The following is a 19,791-nucleotide window of genomic DNA, read 5'->3' as shown; positions in this document are numbered from 1 at the left end:
AGGACCTTGACCGCCAGCGATCGGAGTCCGCCCCAAAAGCGAAGTCGCCCTACCCATCAGGATCGCAGCTCACTCCTGGCCGCCGACCATCTCCTCGAGTTCGGCCATCGACTTAGTAAGGCTCGCCAGCCCGGGACGACGGCCCTATCCCGTGCGACGGCCGCCATGAGGCGGCGCGCATTCTCACGCGAACCTAGCAGGTACACCGTTTCGCGCCCCGAATCGTCGTCATCGGCGTACATGGGCCCGTCCGTAACCGTGACTGGCAAGCTGAATCTGTGGTAGGTCGTCCTCGCACCATTTAACGCAACCTGCGTCGGCGCCACCAGCCGGAGTACCCTCACGACAACTGTCCTGCTCAGAGTAGGATAAATGGTATGGCGAAAGCCAAAGTGTCCGTAATGATTGAAGAGGCCGTGCTGGCGGCGGCCGATGCGGACGCCCAGGCGGCCGGGCTGAATCGTTCAGAGATGATCGAACGAGCCCTGCACAACGAGCATCTCCGAATCTCGCTCGAGAACTACACAACACACACTGTGCCAACGCTCGACATCGACGCCTACGCGGAGAAGGTCTATCAGGCGAACCGGGCCGCTGGCCTGTGATCACACCCGGAGACATCACGCCAGGCCGCGACACCAACCAGGAACTGTACGTTGTCGTACTATCTAACACGATTCACCTCGCAGCCGCCACCGGCCAGGTGATCATCTGCCCCTTCATTCCCGGTGAAATCCCCAGCAGCACAATGGCTATGATCGTCACAGTGCTGCAACCCAAAGGGGTTGTCTTACCGGAGCTCATCCAGTGGCTTCCTGTCGCGGCCCTCGACCAACCCATCGGCAATATCGGCGGCATCGCGCTCGCTGACACGACCACGACCGCCGTCACCGCGCTCATTTCCTGACCCTCAACGTACTATCCCCGATCGCAACTTGCCCCCAATCCGATAAGAATGTCCCCGAGATTGCGTGAGAACAGACACCAATTTCTCGGGCAACCCTGCGCGCGTGGCCGCGGCGGTGGATGGATGGGTGCTTCCAGCGAATACCGCTTATTTCGTCACTGTGACGACTCGGCGTCTCTCCTCCAACGATCCGGCCATCACCTCGATCGCCAAATCGAGGCCCAGCTACCACGTACTTATAAGGCGTGCTCCTATAACGGTTTTCGCCAGCGCTCGGCGGTCAATCCTGATCACTGCATCCCACGTCGCACGCCGCGGCACCTCACGCTACGCCGCAGCCGAGCTCGGATTCGACCACGCGCCATAACAATTCAAATTTGGTGCCAAAATCTCCATGGGTAGGCCGTCGCCGCAGCGTAGACCATATCCGCTACGTCGACCGGTCGCCGCTCCCAACCCTGCAGCAACTCCATCGTGCGTGCGGTGACCCACTGCGCCTGATAACGCTCGCGATCTCCTGTGGAGGCCTCCGGCCGAGGCCGGTTCGCGCTGAGGTTCACGTAGTACACGGTTGAGGCGATCCGGTACTGGTTCCATACCTCCTCCGAGATGTGGTCGCCGGTGCCCAGCACATCCCACATCTGCCGCAGATCGAGCGTCATCTCCCCCGACATCTTCACAGCTTCGATCATCTGCACAGCCAGCGGCACAACGACCTGATTTTCAACCATGCGCGTCTCAGGTTCAGTGGAGGTCGTCTGCTGAACCCGGGCATACACCTCCGGGTGCAACGCTTCGAGACGATGCATATGCATATCGTCGAGAATCGGGCGGATGTAAGCACCGTCATCGAATTCGCGTTGACAAACCGCGTATTCGACCCCTGGCACCCGACCGTAGGGGCTGTCCGCGGTTACTGCCATGGCAACCAGATGCGTTCCGCCGCGGCCGCGCAGCCGTGCATATTCGGCTAGCACCTCGGCAGGATCGGATGACCCGAACCAGCCTTCCCGAAATTGGTTGTCTACCAACTTATCTGCCGTCAACAGACGGGCAGTACGTGGCAAGAACACTCCCCGCGGAATGTAACCAAAGCCTTCGTTGGACATCACCACGCACTCGGTGGCCCCGCCAGCCTCGCGGCGAAATACGCCCACGGCCCACTCAATGCACGCGTAATTAACAATGTCGCTGTCACGACGGAGCTTGCGCGCCAACACTTTTGCGGTTGCCAGTTCGGCTGACTCCGGTCGTCCACGGTTGCGGGCGCCAGCTCCGGCGCTGACAACACTTGCCGGCACAACCACCGCCCCACCCGATCCGACCGTCGATCCAGCTGCCGGCCCGGTTGTCGGCGCGGAGCCACCCGGTGTGGCCGTGTTGCCAGCAGGGGCGACGGGGGCTGCAGCACTTGCGCCACCCGCAGCTACGGGGGCCGCGGGAGCGCCCATACCCGGGGGCGGAAGCATCATCGCCGCCGGTGCAGCACTCGTCGGCCCGCCAGACGTGGCAAGCCCCGGCGCTGCGGGGCTGACTGCCGGAGGGGTCGCACCTGCTCCTGTCAACCCGGCCGAAGGAACGCCCGCACCCGAAGTCAGCCCTGCCGCTGGAGTTGCGGCTGCTTGCCCTGCGGCCGGCGTTCCAGTGCCGGTCGCAGGCGGCAGCGACCCCAACGCCGATCCGGCTGAAAGTCCTTGGGAGAACGCCGGTCCCAACTGTGCCGGTGCCCCGGCTGCTGGTGCGGCATTAGCGGGCAGGTTCCCCAGCCCGGCAGCCTGAGTACCGGGCAGCTGCCCCATACCGCCGGGCAGCCCGCCCAAGCCCCCACCAGAGCCCAGGCCTCCCATGCCACCCCCACCGGGCATCGATCCAAGTCCCCCCGTCATCGACGTCAACCCCGGCGGGAAACCAACAGACTGAATCCCGCTGCCACCACCACCCGGCATCGGCATCTGCCCGGCACCCGGATAAGGGCTCCCCATCACCGCAGGAGTGGATCCTGGTCCCGTCGTCGCCGGCTCGCCGTCCTCGCCCTTCGCTGCACCACTGTGGCGCGGCGTGTGCCCATTACCTATTCCCTGCGGATTGCCAGTGCCGTTGGGGTTCGCGGGGTCGCCGTTGTCATCACCTAGTCCGGAGCCCTCTTTGCCTGTGGGTACGGCTATTCCGCCTCCGCCGCTATGGGGCAAGACGGGGTCTTGAGGTGCCGGACCGCCTAGGCGTGAGGTAAGAGCCGTGATATCGGTGCCTGCAGTGTGCTCGAAAACTCCGGCCTTGGCTGTAGCGGCTCCTACCGCGCTGGTCGTCAGGGCTCGGGCGTGCGTGTGCCAGCGCGCCGCGATCTCCTGCTGTTGTATCGCGTTCTTGGCCTGCGACAGTTCAGCATTGGCTTTCATCAAGACGTTCCGTTGGGCGGTTTGCGCGTCGCGGTAAACGCCAGCGACTCCGTTGAAATAATCTGCCGCCGCGTTGTATATCTCGACCATCCGGCCGTAGTCTGCGGCCAATTGGCGATTCTTTTCGTGCCCAGCTTCCCAACCGGGCGATTGTGCGGCCTCTTCGCGCATCGCATTGGCGGCTTTGAGCTGCTGCTGCAGCTCACCGACTTTCTCCGCCAACGCCGCGTAGTGCGCCGCTTGGGTCTCCAACGGCTCTGCTGCTGGCGGCACCATATCCGGGGTGATGATGATGTTCCCAGCGATACTGGTTGCGGGCACATCCGCCACGGCTCCCTCTTCCTCACACTACCGGCAAGCGGCGTTTACCTTGTCTTCTGCGGTGTTTGCACGACCGATCGCGGCGTTTCGCAAGCTGCCCTTGCGATGCGTGGTGGCGTTTTCCATGTCCGAGCTGGCCGCAAGGTAGTCGTCGATCCCTGAGCGGATCGTTGCCGGTGTATCGGCGGGCAGTTCACGGCGCAGGTATGCGCTTTCCACCAGGATTACCCGCGCCTCGTTGGCCAAGGCCTCTTGGGTGCCAGGGTCATTCCAGTCGGCTGGAGCGTGGGCCACCGCGTTCGTGGCCGCGTCCATTGCTGTCGCGGTAATCCCCCACACTTGGCATGCCTTTGTGCGTGCGGCTGCCACCTGGTCGGAACTCGGGGCAGGTGGTGACCACGGCGCAACCACCGTACTGACGGGAACTTTGGATGGCGTCATCCACGCTACTGCGGCAAGGACGGCGGCTCCGACCGCAACGACTAGCGCCGCCGCCGTGCCCCCCACCGCCCCGCGGCCGGGCCCCGCCGGTGGCGGAAGCTGACGTGGCGGGAAAGCGGGTGGGAGCGGTGTCCCCGCTTGGGGCGAGTGCAGGGTGGCGGTCATATGCTCACCACCGGTGTCAGGTCCTGAGCGTTCTGGTTGTCGGTCTGAAGGTCTGCGGTCAACGATTGATCGTTGCGTTGAGCCACCTTTCCACCGCGTGGCGCCAGCGCGGCACCGGCTCCCGCGACTTGCTGGTTCACACCTGCGCTTGCTGCCACGCTCGGCGCCCACATTGAAGCCGCGTGAGCCCCCCCGGCTGCCGTGGCCGCCGCGCCATGGGCCGCGTGCTCGGGCACGGTCGTAGCAAACTCGACCGTTGCCGAACCGGTCAGCATGTTCGCCGACTCCGCCGCAGCGGGAATGACCTGCAGAATGTCATCGGTTCGCATCACTCACACACCTTGTCGAGTCGATCTCCCGCACTTCTAAGCGCTAACACGAACGGCTGGGCATCGTGGTCGGACAGCTCGCGGGTATTGGCGTCGACCAACCGAATTACTGCGGTGACATATTCATTGGTCGCGTCTAGCACGTTCTTCGGGGTAGCCGGCGGAAGATGCTGTTGGATGTACTGCGTCTCCAGTATCACCACAAGCTGGAAGTTGCCCAGTGCAGGATGGTATTGAGGCGATTGCCGGTCTCGCGCAGCGTCGAAGAAGTTCTTTTGAGCAGCAATTATCGATTTGTCCGCCGTATCGCTGGCGTCGCAGGCTTCCTTCTTGGCCGCCGCCACTTGCTCCGGGCTGTAGCTCACCGGCGGTGGGGGTGGCGCCATCACCGTGGTGGTTGTCGCGGCCGGGTTTGATGCGGTCAACTTCATCGCACTCATCACCGTTGCGCTTAACGCCAGTAGCAGCGCGAGCGCCAGCATTACCCATACCGCCAGCCAGCCCGGCCCGCGTCTGCGGTACACCGGTGGCGGTGCAGGAGCTTGTGGGGGTGGCACGTAGCTGGGCGGTGGTGGCAACACCGCGGCACCGGTCGGCACACCGACCGTACTCGTGGAGGTGGGCGGGCCGCCGGTCGCAGCGGGGTAGCTCGGCTGCCCAACTGCCTGCGGATTCATGCAATCAGCGTACTGTCCTGCGGCGACATCGGGCTACCGTTGGACGCGAATCCAAGACGAAACCGGTGCTCAGGTGGCAGTCCAGATCTCACTTTCGGGATTGATGAACGCTTGCACAGCAGCGTCGAGCGCTTCCTGGTCTTGGCCGCCTCCCACGCTCGCTGTTTCCTCGGCCGCGGCGTTGACTGCCTCGTCGATCGTGGTGTTGATCAGCTCGGCCAAAGCCCCGTGTGAGTAGCGGGTGGTGCAGCCCTGCGCCAGCGACAGCGAGGTGAGTTGTCCTTGGGAGTTCACCGACAACACGACGTCGCCATCGCCGCCGATGGCTTCCAGGTCGATGCCATCCATCTCCTCGAGCAGCTTGGAAAGCATCGTCGACACCCGTTCCATGCGCGCTATGACACTGGCGGTTAAATTCTTATCCGCCTGGTAGCCGTCATACTCGTACACCGTCACGGGGCCTCACCATCGTCGTCGGACGCAATTTCATCCTGCAGGTCGGGCAGGGCCATCGACACCGAATCGAGCTGGGCCATCACTTCAGCGACCAGATTCTGATCGGACTGATAGCCGACGCACCCATTCACGCTCACTGGTCATCACCGCTGCCCGGGTCGCGGTCGACGCGTCGGCTGCGTGACCGAACGGTCACCGTGCGCTTCGGCCCGTCTTTGGGGTAGGCAGCGGCGTCAACGGTGGCCGTGTGCCGAATTGGGTCTCCCCGTTCGCCTTTGATCGGCTCGGAATTAGGGCGCGATGGCATCTCGATCGACTTGTCCGGGTCCTTTACCTTGCGCTTGGCCGCCCCGGCGCCAGCGCCCATGCCCCCCATCGGGGGCATGAACATTGGGGAGCCGCCCATACCGCTCTCAGCGGCGGCAGCGGTGGGACTCGGGGTGGCGCTGGCCCCCGCCAACGGGGGCGAGGTGGGGGAACTCATTCCGGAGATCGCTGAAGCCGCCGGCTTGAGATCTGCGCCGCCGCTGGCCGCCGGGGCGGTAGCGCCGTCGTCACCACCGCCTCCGCCGGCACCGCTGCCCAGGGAGTCTGCTGGCTCAATTTTGGCCGCGTCGTCCAGCCCGTTCTTGCCTGCCATTCCTTGTGCCAAACCTGCAACGCTCTGGGTGGCTTGCTGGGCCAATCCCTGCAGCTCTTGGCCTAATTTCTGCGGTATCTGGGTGGCCATCCCGACCCCGGCGCCCAGCAGGCCGGTCAACATCGGCGGCAAAGATGAGGCCATTCCCGGCATCGCACCCGTTCCCGCAGGCGCTAGCGGGTTAGCGGCGGGATCACCATCGCCTGCATTGAGACTCTCGTCGAGGCCGGCGGGGTCGGTGTCGGGGTCGACGTCGCCGGCGTGGGTGGTGCCCGGGTGATCGCGTGTCGGTTTTGGATCCGCTCCCTGCTGAGTTGGAGACGGCGGGGTGTCCCCTTGTCCGGCACCAGGTTCCACGATTGCTGGGGCTGGCGGTGGCCCCGGCGGAGCCTCCGGTATCGTCTCGCCGGTGTGGTAGCCAGCGGCCACAACCTGGGTGTGGTTCGTTAACTGGGTCAAATTCGTGTGTGCCTTAGACACCGCGGCCGCCGATCCCGGACTGGGATAAGAGCTGTTGAGTGCGATCGCGTTGTGGAGCTCGCGGTGACGGTTAGCGAACTCCGTGGTCGTCGGAGTCGCCTGCTTGGCTTGTGTAAATCTGTTCTTGTGGCTGCCGGCGAGCTTTCCAACGGTGTCGGCATGGCGGGCCATCTCCTGCGCCCAGTCCGCGTAACGATTCAACGCCGCCGAAATACGCGGTCCTGCTTCCCCTTTGAGATGTTCACTGACCGTGGCCGCCCCGCGGCGGGCCGATCGCGCGGCAGCGCTAAATCCTTCTGACAGTGCCGCACAGTCGGCCACAAACGCATCCCCGGCAGCGGGCTGACCGGCTTCCATGATCGCCGCCGTCGTTTCGGCTGGGCGGGGTCCCGGCGGGGCGATCGGCACATCAGGCGCAACAAGATTCACCGTCACCGCCGGGGTGAAGCCCGGCGTGGAGGGTGCAGGGTTACCTTGCAAGCTCACCACCGCTTGATTGGCCTGGTCCATCTGCCCATACGCGACTGCTGACTGGGTTATCGCCTTGGCGCCGGCCGCAAGGACCGTCGACCCGTCAGCAGCTCGCGATGCCATCACCGCCGCGTGCTCACTGAGGCGGGCAGCCACGCTCGTTGATGTCTCATCGGTGGCCAGCGGAGGGTGCACCGGCGACTGCGCGCCGAGCCTGGCAAGGCTGTTAGCGGCGGCGACCAGCCCCGCGACCGCACTCTGCAGTCCGGCAACATCGACCTGCAGCACTGCGGTCCTCCCTCCGTGTTCTAGCTGACGTTGCGACGAGTTCTCTCAGAAATCGATCAGGGCCTCATAGCTGGCAACCTGATCCTTGGTGGGCAACGCACTGGACACGGTCACGTGTTGAGCCTCCCACTCCTGACGCAGCGCCAACTGCGAGCGTAAATGAGCCAGCGTGTTCAATTTGATGATGCGGTTAGCCAGTTCGGCGTCGCTGAGCTGCATCGCCGCCGCCTGAAGCTCCACGCCTAACGAGTTGCCGCTGCGGCCCACCGCCACCACGATCGACTCATCGCGGCTTGCGACCTCGAACACCACGGTGTCGTAGTCGGTCGACGGCGCTTCAGACATGTTGCTAATCCGTGGAAATCGTCAAATTGGCACGGTTGTCAGCGTTCATCTCCGCCATGCGCGCCGCGGCGGCGCGAAGCTGCTGCGCCATGGCCCCGTGCCGCTCTTGTTGGTCGCGCAATGCGGTCTCGCGGTCGTTGACCGCGGCCACTGCAGCACGACGCGCCTCGTAAAACAGCGGTCCCCACGATTCGGCCGCAGCCACGGTGCGGGCATGGTCAGCACGGGCCTGCCCGCACGCCTCGGCGGCGCGTTCGTGGGCGATCGCCCATCGGATCAGGTCATCGGTGTTGACCTGCAAGGCCTGCTCATTCACGGTCATTACGGTACTCCCTCACGTTGCAGTAAAAGTTCGCTTAAGTGGTCGGCGGCGCCGGTGCGGGCGCCACGGCCGGTGCCGGGGCGACGGCCGCCGAAGTCACCGTTGTCGCTGTTGGGGCCGACACGCGTGTCCACCCCAAGAAATTCGGGCCAGTGTCGAGCTGGTCAATCGGCGTGACCTGGCCATTGAGCCAAACATGGTCTTTGTCTAGAGCCATGACCCGATGATCGGTGTATTGGCCCACATCGCCGAATTGCAGCCGCGAGGGTGCCATGGGTGAACTCACCGGCGAACCCAGCGGCGGCAACTGAAGATTGGCCCCTGCAAACGCGTCGTCGATGCTGTCACCGGAGAGCACCGCGCGTCCGGCCTGCGCGAGTGCGCCATTGGCCGCGGTTCGCACCGATTGGTCGGGCAGCTGGACCTGAGTCGACGGTGTTGGCGTCTGACCTGGCGCTGCCGGCGCTGACGGCGGCGGGGTGGATCCGCTGCCAGCGTTTTCTGTCCCCGCCTTGTCCCCTTTGTCTGCTTTGTCCCCTGGGTCGTGCAGTCCGGCCGGCTGGGTGCCATCTCGCGGTTTGTCGTCACCGGTGTGCGATCCGGACGGGTCTTTCAACGAATCGACGTGCTCATCAGAGGCCTGGTCCGGATCGTGGCCGCCATCGCGTAGCGCCCCACCGATCGCCGAACCCAAATCCCCCAGCCCGCCGCCACCGCCTCCGCCGAGCGAGGGAATCGCTGAACCGAGCGCACCTGGCAGCGAGCCAAGAGCGCCCATCGCAGGCCCGCCCATCATGCCCAACCGCGACATCAACGGATCTGAGGCCAGCCCGTCCAGTAGCGGGTCATTGCCACTGCCAGTGCCGTCACCGGTCCCGGCCGGAGAATCGGCACCACCACCCGGTGTAGTGCCGGTTGAGTCCGGGTTGCCGCTGCCAGTGCCGTCGCCGCTCGAACCCTTGGTGTGCGGGTCATCGCCGGGTTTCTTGTCTTGCAACGCCTGATAGCGCGCCGAGAGACCATCCAACACCCGCGCTTGTGAATCTGAGTCCAGCCCAGCGTTTTTCAGGACGTTGAGGATGTCGTCGGTTTTTCCCTGCAAGAACTCTGCCAGCTGCTGTTGGCCGGTCGCAGTATCCAGCGATGACCCCAGCTTGTTGACCTGGTCGATGATGTCTTGCTGCAAAGCTTGGAGCCGCTGACGACCATCAGCGCTAGAGCTCGACGCTTTAAGCAGAGCGTCGGCCAGTTTGTCGTCAGCGTCATTGAGCGCCGAATGATTTTTGGCCAGTGCCTCGTCGAGCCGTTTGGCTGCTTCTGCCCCTGCCCCGCTCAGTCCCGGTGGCGGTGGCGTGCCCGCCGGGGAGGTCGGCGCCGGCGACTCCGGCGGGGGCGGCGGGGGCGGAGGCGCTGCGGGTTGGTCGCGGCCCAGCGCCTGGTTGATTTCGGGCATCGGAGCCGTATCCGGGTTAATGCCCATGTAAGTGAGCTTGGCTCGGTCGAGCTTGGTGAGCTGATCGCGTGAGGTGACCGGAGCCGTTGGGGCCGGGTCTAGTGGCATCGGGCCGCCGGGCGCCGGGCTTTGAGGGAAGGGTGACCCCAATACCTCGGATACTCCGCCGAGCACCTGGGACAGCGCTACATCGGTCCAGCCCGTCATGTTCGGGACGATAAGTCCCGAGTCGCTTTAGCCGCTACCAACAACGCCACATTCACCAAAAACCGGCTACGCCAGCATGTCCACACGGCTTGTCGACTTTTGTTTTCTTTCAAGACACGCCGCACCAGATGCGTCCTGCAACTTCGCACACCTGCGTCAATCAGTCCGGAGATACGGCACACAGGAGTGCCTTAAGCCGGGGAGCCTCGCGACTGTGAGCGTAGCCGGCGAGCCAATCGGCGATCTTAGCTGCAAGCTCCACCGGCAACGATCGCGTGCTCTACATCGGTAGCATCGAGCACCGCGCGCATATCCATCGGCGGCAATGACTTTCGGGTTCGCAGCGGGCCCATCACGGGTTGCGCCTCCTCGATACTTCTCGCCGCACGCCCCTTCCCCGCAGTGGAATCCCCGGCTGCACAAGCAGTAGCCGCCAACACCGACATACGCGCGCGAAAGCCGACGCACCTCTAGCAGGACCAGCCTGGACAAGAGCAGGGTCAAATTGTCACGGTGACGAATCAGCCTGGCGCACGGGGCGCTATTGCAACCCGGGCGGGCGCCGATCATCTGACCGGTGGCGCCGAAGAAGCGGCCTTGCGGCTGGCAGTAAGTACGTCCTGGATTTCCGCAATCTTCATGTCGACGTCTTGCACGACTGCGTGCGTGATGCCCGGATCGTCGGCTAGCTTAGCGGGGATACCGTCGCGCAAGCTGGCCAGCTCGTCGGCGATCCACTTTATTCGACGCGATGCGAACTGGTCGCCTTCGACAAGTGGCATCGCCCGCGAGGCCAACCTGACACCTCTATCAGCGATCCGGGCGCTGCACCCCTTTGGTTCCAATGTTAAATCCCTTCGAGCGCTGCACTTTCCACCAACGCTAGGGCAACTTATCGGCCTAGGCGACGGTCACGGTCAAAATTCCCGCCAGAACTTTGACGCGCGAAGGTTGATCGCCGGCCTTGGGGTAGATCTGCATCGCGACGGGCCATGGGGGCTGTACGCCGCCCGTTGTTGGCAGGCCGTCCCCCGGGTGTGGCTTCTAGTTAGTAGTTAGTGGCCTTCCTGCGGATAGGTTGGTGGCCCCAGAGGACCGGAAGGGTTGTACGGTTCGGGGGTTAAATCGCTGTGCCACATATAAATCCCGGACCCTGGTAACCATTCGTCGTATCCGTAGGGTGGCAGTGGGTTAGAGCCAGGCGGATAGATTTTCGCTCCCGGAAAGGCCGACTGCGGTACCCACACGCCTGTGTTTGGGCCCAACTGGACATATGGGTCTGGATTGCCGCGTTCGTCGACGACCGTTGGTGGCCCTAGGGCTCCGGGCGGATACACCTTGTAGCCGGGGATTTCATCGGATCTGACAAAGTAGTGCGGAACTTTGTCGGGGTCGTCTGCTCCTGACCGGTCCCATATATCAACCCACGGCGGCGAATCAGGAAAGTTGGGCGGGCCCATCCCACCCGGGCCGGCGTCATAGGGCATATGCCGCTTATCACCCGGCTTCCACGTGCGCGAATCCAGCGGCGCAGCAGGTGGTGACTCCTTGCCGTGGCTACCGGAAAGGCGCCCGTAGTCAGCGCTTTGGATGGTGCCGGCTATTTCAGCGTTGCGCTGCTGGAAGTTTTGCAGCAATCCCTTCGCCTGGTTGAGCTGACCCTGCAAAAAGCTGGCGAGTTGCTGCTGCCCTGCGGCGCTACGTGTGCTGGGGGCCAGTGCGCTAACCCCCGCGCGGGTCTGAGCGATCAGGTTGTCCATGCTTCGTGCTCCCGCCGCGGCGGCCTGTCCGGCATGGGTCAGCGCCGGATTGACTTGGCCATCGGCGGCTACCGTGCGGTCTAACGCATGGACCTGATCGGCGTTGGTCGCAGCGTAGGTCGTCGCTGCCTCGCCTTGCCAATTGGCAGCTGCGGCCTGCCCCACTGGCGCTACAGCTGCTCGGCCCGCCATCAACTGCTGCGCCGAAGGCAACGACGCTTCGAGGGGCGCCGCGCCGAAAAGCCGGCGAGCATCACTGAGCACGCGACCTGTCTCGGCCACCAGTCCATCGAGTGACGACATACTGGCCAGTATTACCCAGATCCAGTGCGGCTTCTATCGCCGTCTCCGACTTCGTGCTCATGTGGTGTGCGGGGCGTCGGCGACCGGATCGGCCAACTGCTCGTTCATTCGGTCTCCGGCATGCACGTGCTGGCGTACGAGCGGCGTCGCAGCTTTATTCAATGCTGGGGCTGCGATCCAGGTCAGGGGTGCTGGGGTGCGCGGCGTGCACAGGTCGCTAGTGAGTGCGCGCGCTTGTCTGATATCGAGCCGGACGGCGGACTTTTGTTCGGGCGTGCTCGTGGCATCCAGAAGGAGGGCCCGCGCGCGTTGCTGGACGGCATGGACGTGCTCGCGGCGGGCGAGATTGTCGGGCAAGGCTTGCGCGGCGCGGATGTCTTGTTGGGCTTGAGCCGAAGGTCCGGATTCGGGCATGCCGCACAGTAAACCGCGGGGCTGTGCCGCGCGACAAAGGCTGCGAGGTTTCGCCATGTGTCGGCATGCGGTGGCGACGGCTCGAATATGCCGCGATGAAAGGGCACGGGGAACTTCAGCGCCACACAAGGGACCGTTCGAATGTAGTGTCTAACTTCCGGTTTGGATATTCAGAAGTCGTGCTCGGGACCGGCGAGGCCTTGCTGGTGGTCGTGTTGTTCGAGGGCGAGGCGTTCTCGGGCGCGGACAATTTTGCGTAGGGCATCGGCGCTGGGGTAGCCGAGTTCTTCGACCAGGGCCGGTGTGGGGTTCAGGAGCAGGCTCCATCCGGGTTTGCGGCCGCGGGCGGCCATGCGTTGTTCGGCCGCGGCGGCTTTGGCTTTGGCTTCGGGGCTTTGGGCGGCCATGCGCAGCTCGAGGGTGAGGGCTTTAAGTTCTGCGTCTTTTGTGGCCAGTTCGTCGGCGTGTTCGAACGGTGCTGGGGGGTTGGTTACAAAGTCGTCGAGGGCGGCCTGGTCGCGGTCGCGTTCGTGCTGCAGTCGTGCGTGGTGTTCGGGTAGGCCGGTGTAGAGGTTTTCCACGCGGCGCAGCAGTCCGAGTTGTTTGGGGCCGTTGACGTCGGAGCCTGGACCTGCGCCGGTGGATAACAGTTCAAGGCCGGAGATTTCTGCGGTGCGCGACGGCACGGCTAGTCGTAGTAGCAGTTGGTCGTGGGTGAGGTCGCGGGCGGCCAGGATGTCGATGCCGTAGATGGTGGCGCCGATGGGTTCGAAGCGGCTGGCGCCGCGGTCTTTGCCGGCGGTGTAGGCGCGCCGGCAGGCCGCAGCCAGTGCGTGGGAGGCGGGGACGCGCTCGGTGTAGGTGGTGTCTGCGACGGTCAGCCGTGGTGGCCCGCCGGCGGAGGCATGCGCGGCGGCTGCCCTGGCGAATGGAGTGAGCTCGTCGATGGCGCGTTGTTTGTTGGGAATCGCGCGCTCGAGCACACTGACTTGCCAGTCGCGGTTGCGCACCGATTGACTGTGTGCGCGCTGCAGGGCGGTGAGGCGTTTGACGGTGTCGTCGAGTTCAACTTGGTGTATGTAGCGCGGGTCGCCGGTGGCGATGGCCTTGGTTTCTGCGGCGGCGGTCCCGATGTCACCGCCGGAAAGGTCGTCGATCTCGATATCGAGGACCTCGTTGCGGCGCATCTGTTCGATGAACAGCGTTTTGGCTTGGACTTTTTGCCACATGACGGTGTCGTAGGAGCCTTCGGTGACGTAGATGAAGATGTCGATGCCGTCGAGGTTTTGGTTGCCTTGGCGCTGAATGCGGCCTTCGCGTTGTTCAAGGTCGCGCGGGCGCCATGGCACGTCGACGTGATGCAGGGCGGCGGCTCGGGCTTGCACGTTGACCCCGGCGCCGATTTTCTCGGTGCTACCGATCAGCACTGAGACGTCTCCCCTAATGCACTGGGCGAACAGCGTTTTGATCTCTTGAAGATTTTTTGCCTCGTGGACGAAGCGGATCGCGGCTGCGGGCATGCCGCGCGCCACGAGTTCGTCTTTGATCGCCTGATAGATGGTGAACTGGGCGGGGTCTTTGGATGGGGTGCCGCGGTCGCAGAACATGATCTGCAGTGCCCCGGTGCCGGCCGGCGCGCCGGTGTCGGGATGGGTATAGGCGCGATGCGCGTGGCGGTAATGGACACGCATGGCTGCGTCGGCGACTGCGCAGGCGCGGCTGTGTCGGGGTTTGGGCAGGTGGGCCAACCGTGGATCCAACGACACGTTGCGCCCGTCGTTGCTGATTTTGAGTGGGTTGTCGCGTCGGGGATTGCGTGAGTCGAGATGATCGAGGCGGTAGCCCAAGTCGGTAATGAAGTCGACGACTTCGATGTCGGGGTGCAAGCTGATGATTTGGCGTTGCCCGGTGCGAAGCGGCGGCAGCTCGACGGGGACTTGGTCGCGGGTGACGACGTCGGTGTAGACCGAGGACAGCGCCAGCAGGGCGGGCAGGTTGGTGAACTTCCCTACTCGCGTGACGGGCCGCAGCTTAGTGCCCGTGGTGTTGACCTCGATGGTGGTGGTGGTCGCGGTAAACGCCGCACCCCAGTCCCCCAGGTCAGCGACCCCGGCGTGCTCTAAAAGGTCTGGCCGCAAGTAGGTTTGCATGACCCATAGCTCGCCTAATGAGTTGCTGATCGGTGTGCCGGTGGCGAAGGTCGCGACCCGTTCGACAACCCGGTGCGCGGGAATGCCTTTGGCCAGCGCCTCGTCGCGGCGCCGCTGGCGCAACACGGTGAGTTTGAGGGCGAGGTCCTCGGCACGTTGCGATGCGTTGGGGCACGATAATTCTTCAATGTTGCAGGTGCGGCCCAAGTTCTTGTACGTGTCGGCCTCGTCGATCATCAGATAGTCACAACCGGATTCCTCAAACCGCAACCCAGTGTCTTTGGTGTTGGCGGCTACAAGTTTTTCTAGCCGCGCCTTGGCGCTTTTGATGGCGAGTTCGATGCGCTTTTTGCTGCGGTCGGCTTCGGCGGATTGGAGTTGTTCGCGCAATGTATCGAGCTGGTTTTCGATGTAGTCGACGCGCATATCCGTGGAGACGTTGATCGCGGTGAACGCCGACTGCGGGATGACAACGAGATCCCAATCACTTGAGGCGGTTTGGGCGATGAAGCGGCGCCGTCCATCAGCGGTGGTGGCCGCTGAGCCGAGCAGAATCTTGGCGGCCGGATACCACTGTTGGGCTTCGCGGCCAACTTGTTCGGTGATCGCATTGGGTACCACGAGCCAGGGTTGGCGTACCAACCCCAGGCGCCGCAGTTCCAGCGCTCCAGCGACCATGCTTCCCGTCTTGCCCGCTCCGACAACATGATCCAAGAGAACGGCGGGCTCGGAGATGATGCGCGCGGCGGCGTTGCGCTGGTAGAAGTGCGGCGTGAAGTGATCCGACATGCCAGGAAAACGCATGTGTGAGCCGTCGTAGGCAGGCGCGCGCCGCGAGTTGAAGCGCCGGTTGTATTCGGCGACCAGGGTGTCGCGGCGGGTCTCGTCAGACCACAGCCAGCGGGTGAATTCCTCGCTGATTTTGGCCATTTTGGCTTGGGCGGCGAAGGTGGCCTGCAGGTCGAGGACACCGTCGTCGTTGTTGACGAGGACGGCTTTGGAGTTGCAGGCGGCCTCGAGCAGGCTGACCGCGTCGCAGCCGCGTCGGTCGGTTCCCCATTCGTCGGTCATCAGCCGGCCGTGGCGTTTGTAGGAGGCAACGTCGACGACCCAGCGCCCGCCGATGTGTTCGGCGACCACACCGGTGGCGTCGAATGTTTTCTCGGCGAAGGCGGCGACGACTTGGGCCGGGATCCACGGTGCCCCGGGGCGCATTTTGATGTCTTGGGCTTCACGCTGGGGCGGCAGCACCTGTTGCAGGGCGGCGGCGTAGTCGTTGTAGATCGGGTTGGTTTCGGCCGCATCGAGCGCGCGGGCGAGTTTGGTGCGCACGTTGCCGGACAGGGCACTCACGGCGGGGACGAGTTCGTCGGGGTCGTCGAGGCTGGGATAGACCAGTCCAGCGATCAGGTCACGGGCGTCGTCGACTTCGACTTCTAGCAGGTTGGCGATTAGGTCGACGTCGACGCGCTGGGTGCGGTCCAGGCACACCGCCAACGCTTCTTCGGGGGTGTCGGCGGTGGCGCGCTCCAGCGGCGGGGTGAGCAGGTCGGTGGAAAAGATGGGCGATTTCTGGGCGGAGCCGGTGTCTTCGTCGAAGATTTCCAATGAGGCGACCAGTGCCCATCCGGGGTCGTGGCGCATTCCGCCGTCGAGGTGACGCCGCTTCTTGTAGGGCGCGGGCGCTTCGGAGGCCTCGGTGTCCCATTGCGCGGCGACGTCGTCGGGCACGGGCCCGGTGTAGGGGCGCTCGGGGGTGCCTTCGGCGGTGCGCCAGGCGGTTTCGGCGGCGGCCAAGCGCTGATCGTGGCGTTCTTGGGTGACGGTGGGATAGACCCAGGTGAACCGGTTGAGGGGGCCATGCTGGCGCACGTAGTTGTCGTAGAGGGTGTTGAGGTGTCCGCGGAGCTGGTCGCGCTCGGCGGCGGGCTGGCCGTCGCGTTGGGAGGCGATGAGGCTGACGGCGACGTCGCGCAGGCCGATGAGTTCGCGGGTTTCTGCTAGCAGCGTTTTCGGGGTTTTGTGGGGTTCCCATTGGTGTCCGGCCCAGTATTCGATGCCGCGGTTGGCCTCGCTGTAGCGCAATGTGTAGAGCGGGGTGTCCTCACCGCGGTCGGCCGCGGTGATCAGGCCGGGGTCGAAGACGTCTGCGGAGACCTCGGTGAGTTCAGCCGGCGTGGCGGTTAATCCGAGCCCGTGCTTCATGGCCGAGTCGATGAGCAGGTGTAGCCGGTCGTGCAGCTGCTCGGCGAGCTCGGTGCCGCTGGTGCCGCTGGTGCCGCTGGTGCCGCGCACGACGAGTTGGTGGGAGCCGTTGAGTCCGCGGCCCAGGTGCATCTGGCCGAGCACGTTGTGGGGGTTGGCGACGAAATGGGAGTTGATGTGCAGGGTTTCGCCGGCGCCGGTGTCGGGGTCGGTGAGTTCGATGGCTTCGGTGTTGATCCAGGCGGGCAGTTCGTCTGGGGAGGGGGTTCGGGGATCGCGGCGGCGCAGGATGAGCAGGTCGGTGACGACCTCGGTGCCGGCCACCCGCGTAAACGCCTTCGACGGGAGCCGGATCGCGCCGATGAGGTCGGCTTTGGCCGAAATGTCACGCCGGGCGACCGATTTCGCCGCATCCAGGGTGTAGCGGCTGGTCAGCACAGCCACGTATCCACCGGGGGCAATCAGCGCGAGGGATTTGACGATGAAGTGGTTATGGATGGAGTGACGGGCGGGGTTGTGGGCGGGGTCGGTGACCGCGTAGCGGCCGAAGGGGACGTTGCCGACGGCGGCGGCGAAGCTGTTTTCGGGGACGTGAGTGGATTCGAAACCTTCGTGGCGGATCTGGGCCGATGGGTAGAGCAGGGCGGCGATGGCTGCGGTGGTGGCGTCACTTTCCACACCAACCATGACTGCCTCATCGGGGGCGTGAGCGATGAATGTTCCTGCTCCGCAACCTGTTATGCGCTCTCTCTGCGCGTGTCTCACTAAGGGTCGATCTAACTACCGTTACCGTCCACACTGACGCAGCCTTCGGGGTAGGTAACCGGAGGTCGGGGACGTCAGGACGGAGAGACGGGGTGCGGGCATGTGGCAGGAGTCAGATAGTGCTGTTGGCGACCTGCTGAAGTCGCGGGTGCTCGGCGGGTTCGGCCGGATCGAGGACCCAGTCAGGGTGAGCAGCTGGTGGGCTGATCGCGGAATCAGGATCGAGCCGGCCGAACTCAACCGCGACGCCTTGTTCGCGCTCGCCGGACAACGCCAGGAGAGCGCCGATGCGGATTGGGTGTCCTTCCTTTGGCATGTTCTGGCTTGGGGCGTGATGGGTGACTATCGGAACACACCGACGATCGTCGCGAGCGCGTCCGGAGACGAACAGCGTGCCCGACTCAATGACATCCTGCGCGCGGCCGCTGAAGCTAGTTTTCGTGGCGAAATCCGTTCGGCTTACGCGGCGATTCGCGGCAAGGTGCCCCGACTGGGGCCGGCCTTCTTTTCCAAATTCCTTTACTTCACTGTCGATCGAGAGTCCTCAGGTCCGCGGTCGGTGATCCTCGATTCGCGTGTCAGCGCAGCAATTTTCACGCTTACCGGCCATGACTACTCGGAGGAGAGGGCGGCGACATACGAGCGTTTCTGCAATGAGATGCACAGATGGTCTCAACAGTTCGAAACGCCCACCGACGTCATCGAGTTCCGCATGTACCAGTTCGGCCAGCTCATCGACTCATGCCGGTGGAAGTGGCTGCACGCTGAAGCGTCGTTGTACCGCGAGGGGCGAAAGCAGGTCGGGTTCGACGATATCGCCGAACGACGCGCCCACCTTGCGGGCTGGAAGTAGTAACGCCAGTGGAGCTCTACTACGCGGATTGGAACCTCGTACCCGAAGAGGAGACAGGCGCCCTCGACTCAAGCGATTCTCCGATCATCCAAGACGGCATGCCGATCATCGTGGACGACGGCATGCGTCCGATGGAGCCATGGTGCACGTTCCTGCGGCTGTACAGCCAGAACCTGCGAACGAACTCGGTATACGCCTACGCCCGCGATGCGTTGGCGTTCGGACGGTTCTTAGACGCGAGAGGTGTTGGGGTACTGGATGTCTGCGAGCGAGACCTGGTGGCTTTCCGTCAGCATCGCCGTAGTGAAGGCGTATCGGCGAGGTCCTGGTCGAGACATCTTGTCGTCATACGAGCCCTGTTCACCTACCTGTACGAGACCGGTCAGCGCGACAGTCTGCCATGGATTCAAGTCGGTAGCAGGTCAGTCGTCACTCCCAGGACTCCGCGAACGGAAATGGACGTCCGAGCATTGTCGCATGCGCAGTGGATGGCCTTGCGCAACATCGGCTTTGGTGGAGAGTTGCCGTCTGGACAGTTGGACCAGTCCTATCGTGGTCAATCGACCGTCAGGAATGTATGTGCGGTCGACCTTGCCCTGACCAGCGGCATGCGCCTCACCGAATGGTCCACGCTGCTGGATGTGGAGATCCCATTTTCCGGGGGCAGCGGCGCTTCGCTGGTGCTGGAAGCCTGTGCGAAAAATGGCCGCCGCCGGCGGGTCTATATCCCGTCCTCGACTGTCAAAGCCGTTGAGCTGTACCGGGGCACGGAACGTAAATCCCTTGTCCGCAATGTCCAGGACGCCTTGCGGCGCAAGCTGCCGACGCTGGCGGTCGTGACCAACGTCGACCAGGCCGCGGGCAAGCTCGCCTATCGCCACAAGGGCCTCGATCGGCGCGAGAAGTTCGCCCTGATCCCTCCTGAGGTGCGCCGCCTGCTGGTCGCAGTCAATGAGGATGGGTACATCGAGCCGTTGTCGCTATTTGTAGGCAGGGGTGGTCGCCCACCCTCACAACGGCGCTGGCATCAGTACTTTGAGGACGCCAACGACCGCGTCGCGACGTTCGCGAATGAGGCACCGACGATGCCTTCCGCAGTCACACCGCATGACCTGAGACACACATTTGCGGTGGTGCTGCTGCGCAGCCTCCAACGCCGCGCTGCGGAGCTCGAAAGGTCCCGCCGCAGAACAGGTGTCGGCACCATCAGTGAACACATCGTCCACAATCCACTGTTGACATTGCAGCGTCTGCTGGGACACGCCAGCCCGGCCACAACGATGGTCTATCTCCGGTATGTCGATGAGTCAGATGAGCTGATTCAGCGGGCGTTTGAATCGTGGAGTGACAACACCCGCGACTACGCCGCCTACGTCCTGGACGAGCTGGAAGCGCAGTCATCGTGATACACGCTGACCATGAACCGAGGATCGTGCACTTTCC

18 protein-coding genes and 1 pseudogene are annotated in these 19,791 nt (G+C 64.0%); 5 read left to right on the top strand and 14 right to left on the bottom strand.

All coding sequences use genetic code 11. The annotated features are described in order from the left end of the window. Window positions 1-69: 69 nt before the first annotated feature. Window positions 70-242 (bottom strand): annotated as a pseudogene (locus AOT87_RS29360) (type II toxin-antitoxin system prevent-host-death family antitoxin); the annotation flags it as partial. Window positions 243-377: 135 nt separating this feature from the next. Here AOT87_RS29360 and AOT87_RS16020 point away from each other — a divergent pair. After that, window positions 378-605, top strand: a complete 228-nt coding sequence (locus AOT87_RS16020) for a ribbon-helix-helix protein, CopG family (RefSeq protein WP_007172145.1) — start codon at window positions 378-380, stop codon at window positions 603-605. A 161-nt stretch (window positions 606-766) separates the two neighbouring features. Beyond that, the gene (locus AOT87_RS29355) at window positions 767-907 is read left to right on the top strand and encodes a hypothetical protein (RefSeq protein WP_240483275.1); all 141 of its coding nucleotides are present in this window, start codon (window positions 767-769) and stop codon (window positions 905-907) included. Between the two features lie 371 nt (window positions 908-1,278). On the opposite strand, the gene AOT87_RS28860 is transcribed toward AOT87_RS29355, so the two are convergent. The 12 genes from AOT87_RS28860 to AOT87_RS15960 all read right to left on the bottom strand — a co-directional run bounded on the left by AOT87_RS28860 (window position 1,279) and on the right by AOT87_RS15960 (window position 11,961). Continuing rightward, window positions 1,279-3,624, bottom strand: coding sequence for a hypothetical protein (locus tag AOT87_RS28860; RefSeq protein WP_157859017.1), 2,346 nt, complete (start codon window positions 3,622-3,624; stop codon window positions 1,279-1,281). 27 nt (window positions 3,625-3,651) lie between these two features. Beyond that, complete coding sequence (locus AOT87_RS28705) at window positions 3,652-4,230, bottom strand: hypothetical protein (protein ID WP_131727274.1); 579 nt, start codon at window positions 4,228-4,230, stop codon at window positions 3,652-3,654. After that, complete coding sequence (locus AOT87_RS16000) at window positions 4,227-4,559, bottom strand: hypothetical protein (protein WP_033717256.1); 333 nt, start codon at window positions 4,557-4,559, stop codon at window positions 4,227-4,229. The genes AOT87_RS28705 and AOT87_RS16000 overlap by 4 nt, the downstream gene beginning before the upstream one ends. After that, entirely contained in the window at window positions 4,559-5,236 is a 678-nt protein-coding gene (locus tag AOT87_RS15995; RefSeq protein ID WP_101930854.1) for a hypothetical protein, read from the bottom strand. Before AOT87_RS15995 ends, AOT87_RS16000 begins: the two co-directional genes overlap by 1 nt. A 69-nt stretch (window positions 5,237-5,305) precedes the next feature. Beyond that, window positions 5,306-5,692 (bottom strand): YbaB/EbfC family nucleoid-associated protein, encoded by a 387-nt coding sequence (locus AOT87_RS15990; RefSeq protein ID WP_007172138.1) that lies wholly within the window; start codon window positions 5,690-5,692, stop codon window positions 5,306-5,308. Next, window positions 5,689-5,829, bottom strand: coding sequence for a hypothetical protein (locus AOT87_RS28855; protein WP_007172137.1), 141 nt, complete (start codon window positions 5,827-5,829; stop codon window positions 5,689-5,691). Before AOT87_RS28855 ends, AOT87_RS15990 begins: the two co-directional genes overlap by 4 nt. After that, on the bottom strand, window positions 5,826-7,571 hold the full coding sequence (locus tag AOT87_RS15985; RefSeq protein WP_007172136.1) for a PPE domain-containing protein: 1,746 nt from the start codon (window positions 7,569-7,571) through the stop codon (window positions 5,826-5,828). The genes AOT87_RS28855 and AOT87_RS15985 overlap by 4 nt, the downstream gene beginning before the upstream one ends. Window positions 7,572-7,616: 45 nt before the next feature. Next, window positions 7,617-7,916 carry a DUF2694 family protein gene (locus AOT87_RS15980; RefSeq protein WP_007172135.1) on the bottom strand — a complete coding sequence of 100 codons (300 nt, stop codon included), beginning with the start codon at window positions 7,914-7,916 and terminating at the stop codon, window positions 7,617-7,619. Window positions 7,917-7,920: 4 nt separating this feature from the next. Beyond that, window positions 7,921-8,238, bottom strand: coding sequence for a type VII secretion target (locus tag AOT87_RS15975; RefSeq protein WP_007172134.1), 318 nt, complete (start codon window positions 8,236-8,238; stop codon window positions 7,921-7,923). A gap of 34 nt (window positions 8,239-8,272) precedes the next feature. Next, the gene (locus tag AOT87_RS15970) at window positions 8,273-9,898 is read right to left on the bottom strand and encodes a DUF4226 domain-containing protein (protein ID WP_047324037.1); all 1,626 of its coding nucleotides are present in this window, start codon (window positions 9,896-9,898) and stop codon (window positions 8,273-8,275) included. Window positions 9,899-10,464: 566 nt separating this feature from the next. After that, window positions 10,465-10,680, bottom strand: coding sequence for a hypothetical protein (locus AOT87_RS15965; RefSeq protein ID WP_007172131.1), 216 nt, complete (start codon window positions 10,678-10,680; stop codon window positions 10,465-10,467). A gap of 273 nt (window positions 10,681-10,953) precedes the next feature. Further along, window positions 10,954-11,961: a DUF4226 domain-containing protein gene (locus tag AOT87_RS15960; protein ID WP_007172130.1), complete on the bottom strand. Its 1,008-nt coding sequence runs from the start codon at window positions 11,959-11,961 to the stop codon at window positions 10,954-10,956. Between the two features lie 234 nt (window positions 11,962-12,195). Between AOT87_RS15960 and AOT87_RS28700 the strand changes: the two genes are divergently transcribed. After that, window positions 12,196-12,387, top strand: coding sequence for a hypothetical protein (locus tag AOT87_RS28700; RefSeq protein ID WP_131727275.1), 192 nt, complete (start codon window positions 12,196-12,198; stop codon window positions 12,385-12,387). Between the two features lie 158 nt (window positions 12,388-12,545). Here AOT87_RS28700 and AOT87_RS15950 read toward each other — a convergent pair whose 3' ends face one another. Further along, window positions 12,546-17,417 carry a helicase gene (locus AOT87_RS15950; RefSeq protein ID WP_240488331.1) on the bottom strand — a complete coding sequence of 1,624 codons (4,872 nt, stop codon included), beginning with the start codon at window positions 17,415-17,417 and terminating at the stop codon, window positions 12,546-12,548. A 178-nt stretch (window positions 17,418-17,595) separates the two neighbouring features. Between AOT87_RS15950 and AOT87_RS15945 the strand changes: the two genes are divergently transcribed. Both AOT87_RS15945 and AOT87_RS15940 read left to right on the top strand, forming a co-directional pair. Beyond that, a complete protein-coding gene (locus AOT87_RS15945) occupies window positions 17,596-18,348 on the top strand; it encodes a hypothetical protein (protein ID WP_057970248.1) in 753 nt (250 codons plus the stop codon). An 8-nt stretch (window positions 18,349-18,356) separates the two neighbouring features. Continuing rightward, a complete protein-coding gene (locus AOT87_RS15940; RefSeq protein ID WP_240483298.1) occupies window positions 18,357-19,754 on the top strand; it encodes a site-specific integrase in 1,398 nt (465 codons plus the stop codon). Window positions 19,755-19,791 lie beyond the last annotated feature (37 nt).

The organism is Mycobacteroides sp. H003, assembly GCF_001440135.1.
Classification (GTDB): Bacteria; Actinomycetota; Actinomycetes; order Mycobacteriales; family Mycobacteriaceae; genus Mycobacterium; species Mycobacterium gwanakae.
The sequence above is the reverse complement of the archived record's forward strand: the minus strand, read 5'-3'. Positions and strand labels throughout refer to the sequence as shown.

What these genes read in the sequence shown, in the direction of transcription:
- AOT87_RS16020 (WP_007172145.1), top strand. Translation starts at nt 378, where the DNA reads ATGGCGAAAGCCAAAGTGTCCGTAATGATTGAAGAGGCCGTGCTGGCG.
- AOT87_RS28705 (WP_131727274.1), bottom strand. Translation starts at nt 4,230, where the DNA reads ATGACCGCCACCCTGCACTCGCCCCAAGCGGGGACACCGCTCCCACCC.
- AOT87_RS16000 (WP_033717256.1), bottom strand. Translation starts at nt 4,559, where the DNA reads ATGCGAACCGATGACATTCTGCAGGTCATTCCCGCTGCGGCGGAGTCG.
- AOT87_RS15995 (WP_101930854.1), bottom strand. Translation starts at nt 5,236, where the DNA reads ATGAATCCGCAGGCAGTTGGGCAGCCGAGCTACCCCGCTGCGACCGGC.
- AOT87_RS15980 (WP_007172135.1), bottom strand. Translation starts at nt 7,916, where the DNA reads ATGTCTGAAGCGCCGTCGACCGACTACGACACCGTGGTGTTCGAGGTC.
- AOT87_RS15975 (WP_007172134.1), bottom strand. Translation starts at nt 8,238, where the DNA reads ATGACCGTGAATGAGCAGGCCTTGCAGGTCAACACCGATGACCTGATC.
- AOT87_RS15970 (WP_047324037.1), bottom strand. Translation starts at nt 9,898, where the DNA reads ATGACGGGCTGGACCGATGTAGCGCTGTCCCAGGTGCTCGGCGGAGTA.
- AOT87_RS15965 (WP_007172131.1), bottom strand. Translation starts at nt 10,680, where the DNA reads ATGCCACTTGTCGAAGGCGACCAGTTCGCATCGCGTCGAATAAAGTGG.
- AOT87_RS15960 (WP_007172130.1), bottom strand. Translation starts at nt 11,961, where the DNA reads ATGTCGTCACTCGATGGACTGGTGGCCGAGACAGGTCGCGTGCTCAGT.
- AOT87_RS15950 (WP_240488331.1), bottom strand. Translation starts at nt 17,417, where the DNA reads ATGGTTGGTGTGGAAAGTGACGCCACCACCGCAGCCATCGCCGCCCTG.
- AOT87_RS15945 (WP_057970248.1), top strand. Translation starts at nt 17,596, where the DNA reads ATGTGGCAGGAGTCAGATAGTGCTGTTGGCGACCTGCTGAAGTCGCGG.